This is a genomic window from uncultured Veillonella sp. (assembly GCF_900545205.1).
Taxonomy (GTDB): domain Bacteria; phylum Bacillota; class Negativicutes; order Veillonellales; family Veillonellaceae; genus Veillonella.
This window is the reverse complement of record NZ_UQYC01000041.1, coordinates 1-17,117: the sequence shown is the minus strand read 5'-3', so window position 1 is coordinate 17,117 and position 17,117 is coordinate 1. Positions and strand designations below refer to the sequence as shown.

The window sequence follows — 17,117 nt, the reverse complement described above, 5'->3', positions numbered from 1 at the left end:
ATGCAACCATGTAAGTCAACCACGCGATTCATATTCTTTCCCTTCTACTTACGATAACCCCTTACAGATATCGTTCTCTTTATAAATTTCATGTTGTTCTCATTTATTTTTCATTTTCTATTCATGATTATATCAAGGGAAAAGTAGCTTGTATAGTGATTTTTATATAAAAATAAATAAATTATAATGTGTTTATTTAATATATTATTTATATTTTCATATTATCTTCATTAAAAATACCTCATAATCACTAAGATTATGAGGTATTTTTCACTCATCTGTATATTATTAACAATTTAATTTTTAAATGTACTTCTCTTATACCTGATATTATAGACTAATTTTACCACTAAAATACCAATAACAACACCTACTGTATCAATCAAAATATCAGAGAACTGAGAACTACGACCTGGTGAAAATCTTTGTATAAATTCATCAAGACTAGCTATGAACATTCCTAAACCTATAGTCTTAATTACGGTACCATATGTAATATATCGACGTAGAATCGTATATAAAACACCACCAAGGATTGTAAACTCTGTGAGATGAGCTAATTTTCGAACAATCCTATTTAAGGTCCATATATTTCCATGAAAGCCTAATTTATTTGCTATAGGAATCAAAGTCTCTGCAAAAAGTAAACTAAATCCATCTGATGATCCACCATTCTGCATCGAATTATCCCATATAAAAAATACTATTAGCCCTAACAGGATATATAGTATCCAACGTTTCATACTACTCTCCTAAACGCCACAATACATATACTTATATTAATCGCGGTCAAAAATGTCTCTTGTGTAAACTTTATCCTTCACATCTTCTAAACTATTATCCCAACGGTTAGCTACTATGACATCACTAACACGTTTAAAGTCTTCAAAGTTACGAATCACAGGGGAATTAAAGAAGTCTTCTGCATCAAGAGTCGGTTCATAAACAACTACTGCAATCCCCTTTGCCTTGATACGCTTCATTACACCTTGAATTGCAGATGCTCTAAAATTATCAGAATTCATTTTCATCGTCAAGCGATAAATACCAACAATTTTAGGATTCTTCCCTATAATAACATCTGCAACATGATCTTTACGAGTTCTATTAGCATCTACAATAGCAGAGATTAAATTTTGTGGAACATCATTATAGTTAGCTAATAATTGCTTAGTATCTTTTGGTAAACAATACCCACCATAACCAAAGGATGGATTATTATAGAAGTCTCCAATACGAGGATCTAAACAAACACCATTAATGATTTGACTTGTACTAAGGCCACGAACCTCAGCATAAGAATCTAACTCATTAAAGTATGCAACGCGCAATGCCAAATACGTATTAGCAAATAATTTAATCGCTTCTGCTTCCGTAGAATCCGTATATAATTGAGGTACATGTTCCTTAATAGCACCATCAGCTAAAAGTTGTCCAAAACGGCGGGCCCGTTCAGAGTCTTCCCCTACTACAATACGGGAAGGATGTAAATTATCATATAAAGCTTTACCTTCGCGTAAGAACTCTGGAGAGAATATCAAGTTCTCTGTATTAAATTCCTTACGCATTTGAACGGTGTACCCAACTGGCACAGTGGACTTAATAATCATAACAGCATCTGGATTAATATCTAATACTGTTTTAATAACTTGTTCTACAGAAGAGGTATCAAAAAAGTTCTTTTGAGGATCGTAGTTAGTAGGCGTTGAAATAATAACATACTCAGCACCTTTAAAAGCTTCTACAGGATCCAAGGTAGCTTTAAAGTTTAACTTCTTAGTAGCTAAATACTCCTGCAATTCCGCATCTACAATAGGCGACTCTTTGCGATTTAGCATTTCAACCTTTTCAGGGATAATATCGAGGGCCACCACTTCATTATGTTGTGCTAATAAAACACCGTTTGAAAGGCCTACATAGCCTGTACCAGCAATTGCAATCTTCATTTATTTGCCCTCCGTCATGTAAAACTCTTTATACCATATAGCAAATTTCCGTAACCCTTCCCGTAAAGATGTATTTGGCTTGAATCCAAAATCTTCTTCTAGAGCACTTGTATCTGCATAGGTAACAGGTACATCGCCTGGTTGCATCGCCACTAATTCTTTATGTTCTTCAAAATCATAATCCTCTGGTAATACGCCAGCAGCAACTAATTCCTCTGAAAGAATACGCACAAAATCTAGAAGATTTTCAGGATGACTATTACCAATATTATAAATTGCATACGGAGGAACTGGTAAACCATCGGCACCGTTGCGACGTTCTGGAGCCGCACACATCACCTTAGATACGCCCTCTACTATATCATCGATATAGGTAAAGTCACGTTTACAGTTACCATAGTTAAAGATTTTTATAGTGCCACCGCTCCGCAACGTATTAGTAAAGCCAAAGTATGCCATATCAGGACGCCCTGCAGGACCATATACAGTGAAGAAACGAAGTCCTGTACTAGGAATGTTATATAACTTGGCATAAGAATAAGCCAATAATTCATTTGATTTTTTTGTAGCCGCATAAAGAGATACGGGATTATCTACTTTATGATCTGTAGAGTATGGAATTTGTTTATTCGCACCATATACAGAAGACGATGATGCATAAACTAAATGCTCTACTCCACTTCCACCGTTATCATAAGAATGACGACAAGCCTCTAATATATTGTAAAAACCAATAATATTAGACTCAATATAAGCATCAGGATTCGTAATAGAATAACGTACACCAGCCTGTGCTGCTAAATTAACAACAATACGTGGTTTATAGGTAGAGAAAATTTCTTCAATAAAGGCCTTATCTGCAATATTCCCTTTTTTAAATATCCACGTATTTTTATTATCTTTGCTCATCTCATCAATTTGTTGCAATCGATAATCTTTTAAGGCCACGTCATAGTAATCATTAACAGAATCTATGCCGATAATTTGAGTTCCTTCTGCTTCAGATAACAGGGACATAACAAGATTAGCCCCTACAAATCCAGCGGCTCCCGTTACTAGGATCACCGTGTTGTTTAAGTCTACATTTTTTGAAAGCATATGTACTCCTTTCATAGTTCTGTTAATTATGAGCGTCTTACTTTACTTAATAATTTATCAACGCCAGAAGTGATAATAGTGCGCTCAGATGGAATGATACATAAAATAACCACATATAGTACTACGCATAACATCATACAAGCTATAGTCCACCATACCGCATCATATAAATGTAAAATACTATATGCAAGAGCACCAACAATAGATGCAGTAATTAGATATACACCTATATTAGTAATCACTCGAAGGGCACTCATATGTATAAATAATGCTAAGAAAATCATGGCAACCATTAACATTTCCATGCGTACTATTGAACGAGCATAGACAAATGTACTAAAGTCATACTGAATACAAATATAAATTACCGGTATTAATACAACTAAATGTAATATTTGAGTCCAGAATGATAAATTAGGAACTCCTTTTGCACGGAATACTTCAGAAATCAAATTCGCTGTTACTGTCATAATAGCGGAACTCAAGGCCCAAGATCCCAATACAATACCTGCTAACTTCCATTGTGGTCCCAATAAGAGATCAACAACAAAGTCTTGGAATACAAACAAGCCTATCCCTATAGGTACTAAAAAAAGAGCCATATAGCGTTGGAAGGTAAAGAATGTATTGGAAAATGCCTGTTCATCCTGTTGAACTCGACTTAAAGCGGCAAATAATACAGGCGCTAAAGATGAAGTAGCCATAGCCATGACAGTTGTAACAATAGCCATAGGCATTTTATAGATCCCTAAATAATAGGCATCCAAAAAGCGACTAATAATGAAGGTATCCACCCATGCAGTAAGCCAAATAGAAAATGCTTCAGCCAATGACCATGCACTATAACTAAACATGTTCATAAAGACTCTAGAACTAAAGAAGAGATGGATTTGATTTTTCCTACTCTTCAATAAGGCCAAAGCCGTAAATAACTGAGCCCCTAACATACCAGCGATTAAAGACCAATAGTCATATCTCATGAGCGCCATAGGTATGGATATCAATATAGGAGTCAGAATTGTGATGAGCCGAATGTTAAGAAGAAACTTAAAGTTAAAGTCCCGTCTATACAATGCCATTTGTACACTACTGAAAGCAGAGAGCGGAATCATGGCCCCCATTATGGCCAACGGTATGCCTAAGCCATCATTTCCAACTAATACGGCCAGTTCATCACGACCGACTATAATAGCCCCCCACAAGAGTAAAGAAAGAACTAAGTTAGCAATAAAAGCTACATCTGTAGCCTCCTGTTTTTCTTTATCACTTTGAAACTCATGCTGTACAAGAAATTTTTGGAATCCTGCATCAGCTAGCATTTCTGCAAAGGATATAACCATCATAATTGTTGCCAATATCCCAAATGCCGTAGGTGCTAGCATATGGGCCAATATTATATTTGTTAGTGGTGTAATAAGCTTTGCTAAAACCTCTGTTATGACAGACCATTTAGCAGCAGCTACTATTTTTGTATCCATTATTTTTTATTGATATTCTTAATGCCCCGCAAGAATAATTCATGGTGAGCTTCACATTCCAAGTAATTTTGAATTGCTAAATAACTTGTTTTTCCTAAAATAAGTTGCATTAATTTTCGTCCAAATAATCCATTTATTGCACGAATGATAAAAGATCTACCTAAAAATTCACGCAAATATCGCTTTACATGAGTATCAGCAAAATCCTTATATGCTTGAGCAACAAAATGAGCATCTCTAATGTTTTCACTTCGCTTTTTATATTCCGTCAATGTTTCCATGGCTTCCGATTCAGTAGCCAAACGGGTGCCCCTTTCGGTACCACGAATTGGCACTTCAGATACAACAAAGGTATCCTTTGTAGCCTCTACACTGATTAATAAGGAATATTTTACAAACTCCTTATGATGTATATAGGATTCGGAGTTAAAGATAAAGTTACCTTGGCCATAAATAATAGTCCCCTTACCATAGTCCTCACGAGAACCTATACAATGACTATGTTGGCAAATTACAAGATCTGCCCCTTTATCAACAAATTTTCTGCAATATCTTTGTAACATTGGCGATGGATAGCGATAAAACTCCTTCCCACCATGATATAGGACGATAATATAATCACAAGTTTTCTTTAAAGCTTCTACATCATCGAAGCTCTCTAATACATCAAATGGATTAGCCCCCATTGTATGACAAGAAGCAATGGTAAACTCATGTTCTGCACATAGGTAAAATCCTATACGTATACCTTCTTTTTCAAAGATAAAAGGCTTTTTAGCTGCTTTTACATTAGCACCAGCACCTGCATTTTTAATATCATACTTTTTTAATAACTCCAGTGTAGTAGTTAATCCTTCTACACCATGATCTAAGGAGTGATTATTAGCCAATGTTAAAAATATAGGCTCTAAAGCCTTATAACCATAGATTGTTTTTGTAGGAGACTTTAAATTATTACCAAATTTATTAATCGGAGTAGATGCATCTGTTAAAGGCACCTCTAAATTAAATACATTTAAATCAGATGCCTTTAGAAGTCCCAGTAACTCCTTACCAACCAAAGCCTCGCCATTACCAGATTCAAATAATTCTCTATTTATATCCGTTGGGACAAAATCAGCCCCGATGTACAGTTTCAAGGTGTAACCACTCTCCCAATTCATAATCTTTTGATATAGGACGGAACTTTTCTAATCCTGCACCCGGAAAGAACGTTAACTCTCCAATATAAAGTCGTCCCTTTATTTCATAAAAATCAACACGTAAAAACGGACAGTCTTTACTAAGTTCAGTAGCCAATCTTAGCATTTCTTCATATGTTTCAGGCCTTGTAAACTCAGTTGATACCGGCGGATAATGCCCAAAATGAATGCCCATAGGTTTCCAATCGATATCATAAAAATTCATACGCGTTCCTGTTTTAGAAAAGCGGTCAGAACATACTACAGTCAACTTTGGTTTACCATGGAAACAATACATTTTATAATCTAAGATTTCATTGCTCCCTAGCTCAGATAAATATTCCTCTGCTATAATCCGACGAGGAACATCTTTATAAGGCCACTCTCTGGCTATACGCGAATAATCCCGTTGTAAGGATGCACTTAATTTAGCTTTAGCGGCTTCTCGATTAAAGGATGACTTATCTTTACAAATAACGATGCCCCCACTATCATGTGTACATTTCAAAACAAATTGATTAGGTAATGTATCAAAGTCTATATCCTCTACGGAATCCCAAACAGCAAGGGTGGGAATTATATATTGATCACCTACACGGTGAGCAATAAAATGTTTAGCCTCATGCTTATCTACCATTACTGTTTGTATAGGGTCTCTGTAATTAACCTTTAGCCATTGTAACTTTTCGCTAAAAGTTTTAGGATTCTCTAAATCTAGAGGATAGCCCATGTATTTTGGGAATACTTTCTTTAAAAACTCTTCATCAGATAAAGAATCATAATAACCTAATTTGATTAATACTCTCGTGCGATAGTAAGGTTTTGTTAAAAAGGACATGCCAACTTTACACAACTTGCTGAGCTTCATTTTTACGTCCTTTCCGGAGCAATTGCACCTCTAAATAAAACATCATCATATAAAAATATGTACTGTGCCATCTCGCTCTCAAGCTTATCATAAGAAACCATGCCCATATCCATAACGATTTGAGAAAGGAACAAAATCAGTACCATTACGTATTCATTACTATGAAAGTTTCGATAACGAATTAAGTTATAGGCAATGTATATGTACATTGAATAATACGCCAATAAGCCGATTACCCCTGTACCTGCTAATAACTCAATATAGTTATTATGTAAGTAGTAATTCTCTTTACCGTATACGAAATAGGTAAATACTGAAGGGTTATTTACACCCACCCCAGTTATAGGGGATTGATAAAATAAATCCCATCCGATATCAACCAAAGCCATACGGATAATAGTTGATGAGTCGCCACCAGTACCAGAAAAGGCATCCACCATACTCGACATACGGTCTAGCACCTCTGAAAACATAGGCAATTGTAAGACTGCAATACCAACTAACGTAAGAGCTAATAAGGACCCTATAATTTTCGCAATAGAATTCACTACATTAGTACTGCGTAAACTTTTAAACACAAATAGTAAGACTGTACCAACAACAACGAACACTAAGGCTTTACGACTGCCGGTAGCCGCTAAAATTCCCAATGTAGGTAAGGCTATAATATTCCACCAACGAGGACGATCGTACAACATATAATACAATGTCATAACGATTGCATTGGCCCCTAACAAACCTACTGTATTCGCATTTAATGCATCATTGGCAATTCGAGCAGAAGATGACAAAACAGTAATAAAATAATCTAAACCATAGAAATATACAGTATAAAAACAAACTATATACCCAGTCCACATACCAATCTTTAATAATGTGTCCACCGATTTTTTATCTTGATAACACATGTATAGAATGATAAGCATAAAGAATATCTTGACGATATCAAAGCTTCGACTGAGTGCTACAGATGGCTCTATAGCATTAATAGTACTCAGATAACAGGCTCCAATGAAGAGGAGCATATAACCATGCATCCAAGTAAGCCTAAATTTAATAACTCCCTGCTCTCGGATGAGATAACAAATAATAAGTCCAAATAGGCATACAAATAATACATAAGCACCATAATTCGCATCGCCAAGGGCAAAGGAAATGGTCAACGACAACACTAAAAAAATTAGAGTTATGAACCATATCATGCGGTCAGCAATAGCCGTAATATTTAACTTCAATGGTTCTCCTCCTTACAACTCATAAAACATCTAACCAACGTTTAGCAATTTTGCATAGTGGGAATTTGTCACGCACCTTAATGGCTTCTTGTGAAAGTTTAGCTGCTAGTGCAGGATCTTTTAGAACGCTACGCATGGCTTCATACATAGCCTGTGTATCTCCTACAGGCACCAAGATACCATTCTCTCCACTTGTTATGACCATACGAGCCCCACCTACTGGACAGTCTGTAACAACTGTAGGCAAGCCCATGCCTAGCGCTTCAAGCATAGAGTTTGAAATACCTTCAAAATCAGATGATGAAACATACATAGAACAAGGTGCGACCTTCTCTAAAATATTACTAGCAAAGCCAGGCAATAAAATTCTATCCTCTAAATTAAGAGATTTTATTTGAGCTCGTAGTTCATCCTCTAAAACGCCTTGCCCATAAATAACGAGTTTATACTCTGGAAACTCATCTGCTAGCATACTAAATGCATTGATCATCATAGGCAAATTCTTTTGCGGATGCAAGCGACATGCTGTAACGATCGTCTTTTCCCGTTCTCCCTCAATTGGTGGTGGCAATTTACCATTAATAGGATTCGGAATGATAACACCACGCTTTTGTACAGATTCAGGAAAATATGAACGTGCATCTTCCGTTTGGAATACTAACGCATCAGCAAAGCGAAAAGCAAAATTACGCAGCGCTTGTTGATGCCAACCGATAGGTACCTTACGCGGATTATTTCGTTCTGAAAAGACAATGCGATTCTTTACAAACCAGGAACTAATAGCCAATATAAAGCTAGATGCAGACAAGAATGATAAACATGTAGCATTCGGTCTAGTCTTTAAAATCTTTATTAGCTCTTTTATTTCCTGCATAAAGCGAATCACTTTATTAGAACTTGTGGTATGAATTTCAATTTGCTCTATCCCATTTTCTAAGGCATATTCATTACCATAACGATTGGGACTAGTTTGGATGACCGTAATATGATGACCATCATGCACCCATTGACGAGCTAACTCTGTTAAAATTCGTTCAGCTCCATCATTACCAAGGGAGATAGTAACAATGATTATTTCCTTTTTCATAGGCCTTCCTCTTGGATATATTCTGCAAGTCTTACATAAGCCTGCGCCATTGTTACCTTAGGCTGCCATCCTAAGGACTTTAATTTTTTTGAACTTAAGAACATGTGCACTGTCGGCGCATAGCCTAAGCCTTGTACATCTTTTGGAATGTCAAAAATGACTTCACTCTTATCATGGCTTACATGGGTCGCTACTAAATGAGCAATGCTAGCTATGGAGCGAGTTTCCTCATCATGACATACATTGTATGCTTCACCAGCTTCTCCGTCCTTCATAAGGGTTAAAATGCCCGTTAATGCATCAGTAATATAGCAATAATTAGACATAGAATCGCCCTTTGTATGAAGTACAATATTTTCATTTTTTAGAGCACTCTTAGTGAATTGCATAAATACGCGATTATCTGAAACAGGAACACCAGGTCCAAAAGTTTGTGCCAATCGAGCTATAACAGCTGGAACGCCAAATTCTACGGCATAAGATTTACAATAACACTCACATAATCTTTTACTTTCAGAATAAGAGCTACGCACATTTAAGTGATCTAAATATCCTAATCGCTCTTCAGTCATCACCTGTCCCGATTCATAAGGAACACCATACTGTTCCATGCTCGATAGGTATACAAGTTTCTTTACCGTTTTATGACGGCCTAGTTCAAGCATAGCTTCCGTACCATGAATCGAAGTACGAATCGTTTCTACAGGATGCTCCATAAAGAACTTAGATTGTGTTGGTGCTGCACCATGTAAAATATAGTCACAAGGCACATCAATAGATTCTAAAGAACCATCGATAAGTGTAATAGAATCATTATCTAAATAATCACCTAGAATAGCCTGTGCTTTGTCATGACTACGTACGTGACCTATTACCTGTATATCTAGACCATACGCTTCATTAGCAAGTATAAGCAGTTTTATAAACATAGAGCCAATGAGTCCCGTCGCACCTGTCACAAGAATGCGTTGATGGCGGAGGAAATCAAAGTGCCTTTTATCTTGTAGTAAAGCTGCTAACTCGCGTTTAATAACGGAATTACTCATCTTGTAATCCTCCTAATTCGCGGTTCTTAATAATACCTGTGAACATATAATAATCAGATGGTGTCGTAATCTTTATATTTTCCGTCTCCCCTAATACTGGATATAGAGTGTAGCCATAATGCATCATCATGGACGCAGAGTCTATAAAATTATGAGTACCTTCTGCTTTTGCTCGATCATGAACCGATAGAATATCGTCTAGTTTAAAGCTTTGAGGTGCTTTTGCCATAAGGCATTGACTACGATTTAATATTCGATTGATAGAACCATTATCTGTAACCATAACGGTTTCAATAGCAGGTGTAACAGTGATAGCAGACCCCTTTGTTTCTACAGATTCGATATTTCTCTCTATTGTTTCCTTATCTACAAGCGGTCTAACACCATCGTGAATCAATACGGTAACATCTTCATTAGGAAATAAACGCTTCGCTTCTGCCAATCCATTATATTGAGAATCTAAAGCACTTTCTCCACCTGGAACAATGGATAGAACCTTTTGTAACCTAGCCTCTTTGATGAGGTTCTTGGTGTGATCAATCCACTCTGCTTTGCAGGCTAGAACAATGCCATCAATTAAGTCCGTTTGTTCAAATACATCTAAAGTTTGAATCAAAATAGGTCTACCGTTCCATTCAAGAAACTGTTTTGGCGTCTTGCTGTTATTCATACGAGCACCTACGCCACCCGCAAAGATTACTGCTATTCGTTTCATAGGCCCTCCTTAAGGTTGAGCTTCCTTTTTGGCATAATGTATGCCTCTATACTCCTTATAAGGTGTGTGCAAGTCAGCAAATACAGCATCATGTTTTGCTACGCGCTGTTCTACTGGAGGTAGTTGCATATAATCGCCCCAGATGAGACGCAAATATCTTTCATACCCTTTCATAACTGGTATTTGATGACCTTCAAAATCCTTATATACTACAGATTCGAAGTCTTCTCGAGGATGACGTAGCTTCATACCCTTTAAACTACCAATTAATTCAGTACACTCCTTACTCGTATTGAAATCGTATTTAGTCATTTGCTTTTCCGCAAAACGCCAAATATGATAACGTAACGACTGACTAGAAAATACCTTGTAAATACATCCTGCTAATGCGCGATACATCGGTCCTTTATTATCTGGCAATCGTTGAGCATTGAAAAGTGCAAAGGTCATGGCCCACATCAATTGCAGTGTACGACTAATTTGACCTGGTGCACATCCATCAATAGGCATAATTTCAAGAGCCAAACCATGACAAATATCTTCGTGCATACTATGACGATTAATAAATGTCGTGTTGTTATCTCGAATAGAAGCACCCGCATCATGATAAATATGATTTCGATCAGTTCGACAATAAGTATACCGTTCTGTATCTGCATATTTAGGCCATAATTCAGCTAATTTTTCATAATCGGGACGTGGCATAAATAAATCTAAATCATCATCCCAAGGGATAAAGCCATTATGACGTATAGCCCCAATGAGACCACCGCCACAGAGGTAAAAGCGCAAATTATGTTTGTCACAAAACTCTTTAAAGTACAGCAACATAGCAAGCTCTTTTTCTTGTATTTCCTTTGTCATAGATGTACTCATAGGGACCTCTTTCAACGTAATACAGCTAGTACTGTATCAACCATCGTTTTAATATCTTGTAGAAAAGAAAATTCTTTAATACTCTTTAAATTCCAAGCCATCTTGCCTGGTAATACCTCATTAATATAGACTTCATCAACATTTTGCGCATTTTGTAAAAGTTGATCTTCATCTTTATAAGCAATGCTTGCCACACTAGTTACACCAGCTGGTAATAATAGGGTTGCCTTCATTTCATCGGTATAAGCCGCCACATAGCGAGGCACTTCTGGTCTTGTGCCGACAAAGCTCATATCTCCTAAAAGGATATTGATAAGCTGAGGCAATTCATCAAGACGACAACTACGAAGCATATTTCCAACCTTAGTAACGCGCATATCATTTTGTGATGTTACTTGAGCACCTAATGATTCCGCATTTTTTACCATTGTGCGGAACTTATAAATACCAAAGGTACGACCATACTGTGTAACACGTGTTTGACGAAAGAAAACCTCTCCTTCGCTATCCCGTTTAATCATAATGGCTAACACAAGAAATACAGGGCTCAATATAATGAGCATCCCTGCGGCCATAAGGCGGTCAAAAATACTTTTACATAAAAGGCTCCCACGCTTTTGATTTAACAATTCAAAATAAGGACGCACAGCTTCACACTGCAGCTCTTTTGGGAGATCGTGAAAGTTTTTTACTAGCATTCCGTAATAATCCTTTTAAACTGTTCAATGATATATTGCACTTCTTCATCTGTTAGCAATGTATGAAGAGGCAATGTGATTTCATTTTTAAACTGATTATAAGCATTTGGATAATCATCGATGGTAAATCCTAAATTCTTATAAGCCGTGTGCATCGGAATTGGTTTATAATGTACATTCGTTGCAATACCAGCTTCAGCCATAGCTTCAATTACCTTGTTGCGATATTCAGCATCTTGTCCATCTAAACGTACTAAATACAAGTGCCCACTACTTTGATGTTCATCAGTATAATGATGTAGCAATGTAACCGGTAAGTCTTTAAAAGCTGCATCATAAGCTTCGATGATTTCTTTACGACGTGCTAACAATTTTGGGTACCGCTCAAATTGAGCTAATCCAATAGCCGCCATAATATCGGTCATATTACATTTATAATAGGTACCTTTAATATCATATTCCCAAGCGCCTGCTTTTGTTTTAGCAAGAGCATCCTTATCTTGACCATGCAAAGATAATAATTGGAATTGCTTATAAATAGCTTCATCATCGATACCATCTATGTGTCGCCATGTAGCACAGCCCCCTTCAGCAGTTGTAAAATTCTTTACTGCATGGAAGGAAAAACTGCTGAAATCAGCTACATTACCTGTTGGTGTACCTTTATATGAGGCCCCAAAGGAGTGTGCACAGTCCGCTACAATAGGAATATGTGCCAATGCTTTTTGAATATCATTAGATGGTGTAAAGAGAGATTTCTTTTCTTCTACAATGGAACGCAAACGATCGTAGTCACAAGGGACCCCTGCAATATCTACGGGGATAATAGCTTTTGTTTTTGGCGTAATAGCACGAGCCACTGCATCGTAATCCATTTCAAAGGAATCTTTTTGGGTATCTACAAGAACTAGTGTAGCTCCCACATGAACAACAGGACTTGCACTAGCCGTATAGGAATAAGCACTGGTAATTACTTCATCGCCGGGACCAATACCTAATACACGAAGAGACATCTCAAGCGCCGCGGTAGCAGAGTTTAAACAAACAGCTTTAGGTGTACCTAACTGTGCCGCAATCTTTTTCTCTAATTCTTTTGTGCGCGGACCAGTTGTAATCCAACCACTTTTTAAGGCTTCTACAACTTCATTGATTTCTAACTCTGTAATATCGGGAGGGGAAAAATTAATTTTCATATACAATCACCTCATGACTTTCTGTACCTTATGGATACGCTTGATTTATCAAATCAAATTTATATTAATTACTACTACGCATCAATTACGATGGATCCTAGTAGAGGAATACCAACCTGAGTCAGTCGTTTTTTTGCTTCTATTAGATCTTTAGGACTAGCTACTTCATTTTTAACAACAAGCATAACGCCATCGGATTTTTCCGCTAATATAATAGCATCCGTAACATCTAATACAGGCGGTGTATCAATGATAACCACATCGTATTCATCGCGAATATATTCCCAAATTGTAGATAACTTACTAGAATCTACTACTTCAGAAGGATGCTCAACTATCTCGCCGGCAGTAAGCACATCCAAATGAGGAATTATATTACGATGAATGGTTAAATCTTCATCCATGATAACTGCATTTGTAAGACCTTTATTTTGTACATTGAATGCTACATGCTGTACTGGATTACGTAAATTACCATCTACTAAAAGAACTTTATTATTATTCTTTGATAGAGCTATTGCCGTATTGGCCGCCACCTCAGAGGTACCTTCTCCACTAGTAGCAGCTGTAATACAAATTATCTTACTTTTATGTTGATTGCATACGTATTGTAAATTGCTGCGCAATGTACGATATGCCTCTACTAGCGGTGTATCACCACGTTCATTAGAAATTAGTCTTATCATATTAACCTCTCACTTTGCGCCACAATGCTACGATACGATTACTAGGTTCTTCATATTCCTTTTCTTCATGATTTGGAATGACACCTAAGTTATCAATACCAAGAATCTCATTGATTTCTTGTACGGATTGAACCTTGCGATTACAGAAGAACTGACCCAATGTGTAAAGGCAACCAAGAATAATTCCTAAAATTGCAGAGCCTAATAAAATAAGTACTTTACGAGGAGCAATAGCTTTTTCTGGCAATGTAGGAGCATCTACGATTTGCACTTCATTTGGCACCATTACTTCTGCTACCTTGGCTTCTTCTAAGCGTTTTGATAGCATTTCGTAAATATCTTGTGCTACATCTACATCACGTTTGGCTTGAATATAACCACGTTCTTTTTCTGGTAGGTTTTTCATAGCCTCTTCGTTTTCTTTATCAAGTTCAGCCAATGTAGACTCTTTACCTTGTGCTACGGCTAAAGCCGCTTCATTTCTGAATTTATCGGCCAACAAACCTTGTTGAGCAGAATTGCTAGATGGTGCTTGTTGGGTTGCAATAGCATTAATCTCAGCATTTAAGCCGCTTTTTGCTTCTTCAATTTGTTGGTTAAGTTCTTTCATCGCAGGATGCTCATCAGTATATTTGCCAATATAGGAAGCCCTACGAGATTCTAAATCGGCTAGTTGACCTTTATAAGCCTGAACGGTAGCACTATCAGCAATACTTTTACCCGCAGAACCCAATTGCTCATTAATACTGCCCAATGCTGCTTGCGCTGTTTCTAAATCAAGTTGATTTTGAGCTTTCTCACGATCGATAAGGGTAATCTTATCCGTTAAGCCCTTCATTTGATCTGCGGTGGAGTAAACCTTGTTATCCACTTGGAATTGTTGCAATTTCTTTTCTGCTTGCTCCAATTCTTCTTTTGCAGTTACTACGCGTTTTTGCAAGAACTCCCGTGTCGTCCGTTGCTCAACATGTGAAATGTCTGCTAAGCGATTCAAGAATGTATCAATTAATAATTGATTTGCCTCTTGTGCTTGCTCTGGACTTTTACCTGTGACACTCACTTGTAATAATTCAGTTTCTTTATATGGTTTTGTTTCGATACGCGTTTTAACAAACTCTTCGTATGTAGGTGCTTTACCTGTTCCCTCGGGATCTTCAATAGCGGAAATAACAGGTTCTACAACATTACGACTCTTTAAAATTTCTGCATCTGTATTCATCAATTGACGTGCCATAGAATCAGAATAACCATTAGCACTTGATAATACAGAATTACTTAAACCTTGAGATTGTTTAATGCGCAACATAGATGTAGATTGATAGGTAGATGGTGCTAACAGGCTATATGCACCACCTAATACAATACAAGCAACCGTTACATTGATAATTTTACGGCGCCGTTTAACGAGGACTCTACCGACCTCTTTTAAATCAATAATTTGTTCCACCCATATACCCCTTTCTGTGAAAGTTTACAAACAACAGGGTCTCTCCCTTTTAGGAATATGTACTGTATATCTCCCTCTCACGTAGATTACAGTTTTGAATAAATAGTTGTAATTAAATTGTTATACATTATGATTTGGATGATATGTTGTGACGATATCTTGTAATACATTGATTACATCCAAATCAGATTTACACGTTTCAAAGCGCTCGATTTCACCACTTAACCATTCTTGATCTACATCTTCTAATGCAGCTTCAAAAATCTTTTTATGTGTCGTTGTGTTAGTGCCTTCTTCAGCAGTTAATAATTCTTCATATAGCTTTTCACCTGGACGTAAGCCAGTAAATTCAATACGAATATCTTTATCAGGCTCATATCCAGAAAGGCGAATCATATTCTTCGCTAAATCAACAATTTTCACTGGTTCCCCCATATCTAATAAGAACACTTCACCACCATTCCCCATCGCACCAGCTTGTAATACAAGTTGGCTTGCTTCTGGAATAGTCATAAAGTAACGTGTCATTTCTGGGTCTGTAACAGTTACAGGGCCGCCAGCTTCAATTTGTTTGCGGAATAATGGAATAACAGAACCTCGACTACCAAGAACATTACCAAAGCGAACAGTAATAAACTTTGTATCGTACTTATGATTCATACCAAGTACAACCTTTTCTGCCACTCGCTTTGTAGCCCCCATGACACTTGTTGGATTTACCGCTTTGTCTGTGGAAATCATAACAAAACGTTCAACACCATGTGCCCCTGCTACATCTGCTACATTACGAGTACCATAAATATTATTTAGCACCGCTGCAATTGGTTGAATTTCCATAAGTGGTACATGTTTGTGAGCTGCTGCATGGAACACTACATCTGGTTCATAGTCAGTAAAAATTTGGTCTAACTGATTTTTATCTCGAATATCAGCAATAATGGGAACCAAAGTCCCTTCAGGTACAATGGATCGCAACTCTTGGTGAATAAGATAAATACTATTTTCACCATGTCCTAGTAACAATAGTTTTTTAGGTTTTACCCGCAGTACTTGGCGACAAATTTCAGAACCAATAGAACCACCTGCACCAGTAACAAGAACTACTTTATCCTTAAGATATGGTTCCACCTTAGATGTATCCAGATGAATTTCATCACGCTCTAATAAATCTTCGATGGAAACAGGATGAAGATGAGATACAAGGACTTCGTCATCTAGTAACTGGTACATCCCCGGCAAGGTATTAACCTTACATTTAAGAGGAGAGCAGATTTCCATAATCTCACGAATGACATCTCGCTTTACCGATGGCATAGCAATGATGATCTCTTCAACCTTGTATCTTGCTACAAGCATTGGAATATCTTCACGATTCCCTAAAATTCTAAAGCCGTTCATGAGACGATTGTGTTTATACATATCATCATCAACAAAACCAATGATTCTTCGAGACCGCTTATGATAACGTTCGATTTCACGAGCTATCGTTGCACCGGCATCACCTGCACCTATAATGAGTGTATGAAGAATCAGTTGGAATTGGGAAACTAAAATGCTTTTGAT

At 37.0% G+C, this 17,117-nt stretch carries 15 protein-coding genes and 1 pseudogene; all 16 read right to left on the bottom strand.

What is annotated here, in order from left to right:
- Positions 1–296 precede the first annotated feature (296 nt).
- Positions 297–743, bottom strand: coding sequence for a VanZ family protein (locus tag QZR70_RS05660; protein WP_295793715.1), 447 nt, complete (start codon positions 741–743; stop codon positions 297–299).
- Between the two features lie 36 nt (positions 744–779).
- Complete coding sequence (locus QZR70_RS05655) at positions 780–1,946, bottom strand: nucleotide sugar dehydrogenase (protein WP_295793712.1); 1,167 nt, start codon at positions 1,944–1,946, stop codon at positions 780–782.
- Positions 1,947–3,044, bottom strand: a complete 1,098-nt coding sequence (locus tag QZR70_RS05650; protein ID WP_295793710.1) for an NAD-dependent epimerase/dehydratase family protein — start codon at positions 3,042–3,044, stop codon at positions 1,947–1,949. It lies immediately after the preceding gene.
- A 26-nt stretch (positions 3,045–3,070) separates the two neighbouring features.
- Positions 3,071–4,522 (bottom strand): lipopolysaccharide biosynthesis protein, encoded by a 1,452-nt coding sequence (locus QZR70_RS05645; protein WP_295793707.1) that lies wholly within the window; start codon positions 4,520–4,522, stop codon positions 3,071–3,073.
- Positions 4,522–5,661, bottom strand: a complete 1,140-nt coding sequence (locus QZR70_RS05640; protein ID WP_295793704.1) for a CapA family protein — start codon at positions 5,659–5,661, stop codon at positions 4,522–4,524. Before QZR70_RS05640 ends, QZR70_RS05645 begins: the two co-directional genes overlap by 1 nt.
- On the bottom strand, positions 5,639–6,571 hold the full coding sequence (locus tag QZR70_RS05635; RefSeq protein WP_295793702.1) for an ATP-grasp fold amidoligase family protein: 933 nt from the start codon (positions 6,569–6,571) through the stop codon (positions 5,639–5,641). The genes QZR70_RS05640 and QZR70_RS05635 overlap by 23 nt, the downstream gene beginning before the upstream one ends.
- Positions 6,549–7,806, bottom strand: a pseudogene (locus tag QZR70_RS05630) (O-antigen ligase family protein). The gene QZR70_RS05635 and the pseudogene QZR70_RS05630 overlap by 23 nt, the downstream one beginning before the upstream one ends.
- A gap of 19 nt (positions 7,807–7,825) precedes the next feature.
- On the bottom strand, positions 7,826–8,893 hold the full coding sequence (locus QZR70_RS05625) for a glycosyltransferase (protein ID WP_295793697.1): 1,068 nt from the start codon (positions 8,891–8,893) through the stop codon (positions 7,826–7,828).
- Positions 8,890–9,939 (bottom strand): NAD(P)-dependent oxidoreductase, encoded by a 1,050-nt coding sequence (locus tag QZR70_RS05620; protein WP_295793694.1) that lies wholly within the window; start codon positions 9,937–9,939, stop codon positions 8,890–8,892. The genes QZR70_RS05625 and QZR70_RS05620 overlap by 4 nt, the downstream gene beginning before the upstream one ends.
- Positions 9,932–10,654, bottom strand: coding sequence for a 2-C-methyl-D-erythritol 4-phosphate cytidylyltransferase (locus tag QZR70_RS05615; protein WP_295793692.1), 723 nt, complete (start codon positions 10,652–10,654; stop codon positions 9,932–9,934). The genes QZR70_RS05620 and QZR70_RS05615 overlap by 8 nt, the downstream gene beginning before the upstream one ends.
- 9 nt (positions 10,655–10,663) lie before the next feature.
- Positions 10,664–11,530 (bottom strand): phosphorylcholine transferase LicD, encoded by an 867-nt coding sequence (locus QZR70_RS05610; protein ID WP_295793690.1) that lies wholly within the window; start codon positions 11,528–11,530, stop codon positions 10,664–10,666.
- Positions 11,531–11,541: 11 nt separating this feature from the next.
- A complete protein-coding gene (locus QZR70_RS05605; protein ID WP_105089010.1) occupies positions 11,542–12,228 on the bottom strand; it encodes a sugar transferase in 687 nt (228 codons plus the stop codon).
- Entirely contained in the window at positions 12,222–13,421 is a 1,200-nt protein-coding gene (locus QZR70_RS05600; RefSeq protein ID WP_295793687.1) for a DegT/DnrJ/EryC1/StrS aminotransferase family protein, read from the bottom strand. Before QZR70_RS05600 ends, QZR70_RS05605 begins: the two co-directional genes overlap by 7 nt.
- A 74-nt stretch (positions 13,422–13,495) precedes the next feature.
- Positions 13,496–14,107, bottom strand: coding sequence for a CpsD/CapB family tyrosine-protein kinase (locus tag QZR70_RS05595; protein ID WP_295793685.1), 612 nt, complete (start codon positions 14,105–14,107; stop codon positions 13,496–13,498).
- 1 nt (position 14,108) lies between these two features.
- Positions 14,109–15,554, bottom strand: a complete 1,446-nt coding sequence (locus QZR70_RS05590; RefSeq protein ID WP_295793683.1) for a GumC family protein — start codon at positions 15,552–15,554, stop codon at positions 14,109–14,111.
- A 120-nt stretch (positions 15,555–15,674) separates the two neighbouring features.
- Positions 15,675–17,117 (bottom strand): nucleoside-diphosphate sugar epimerase/dehydratase (locus QZR70_RS05585; RefSeq protein ID WP_295793681.1); only part of this gene is annotated, 1,443 nt, incomplete at its 5' end.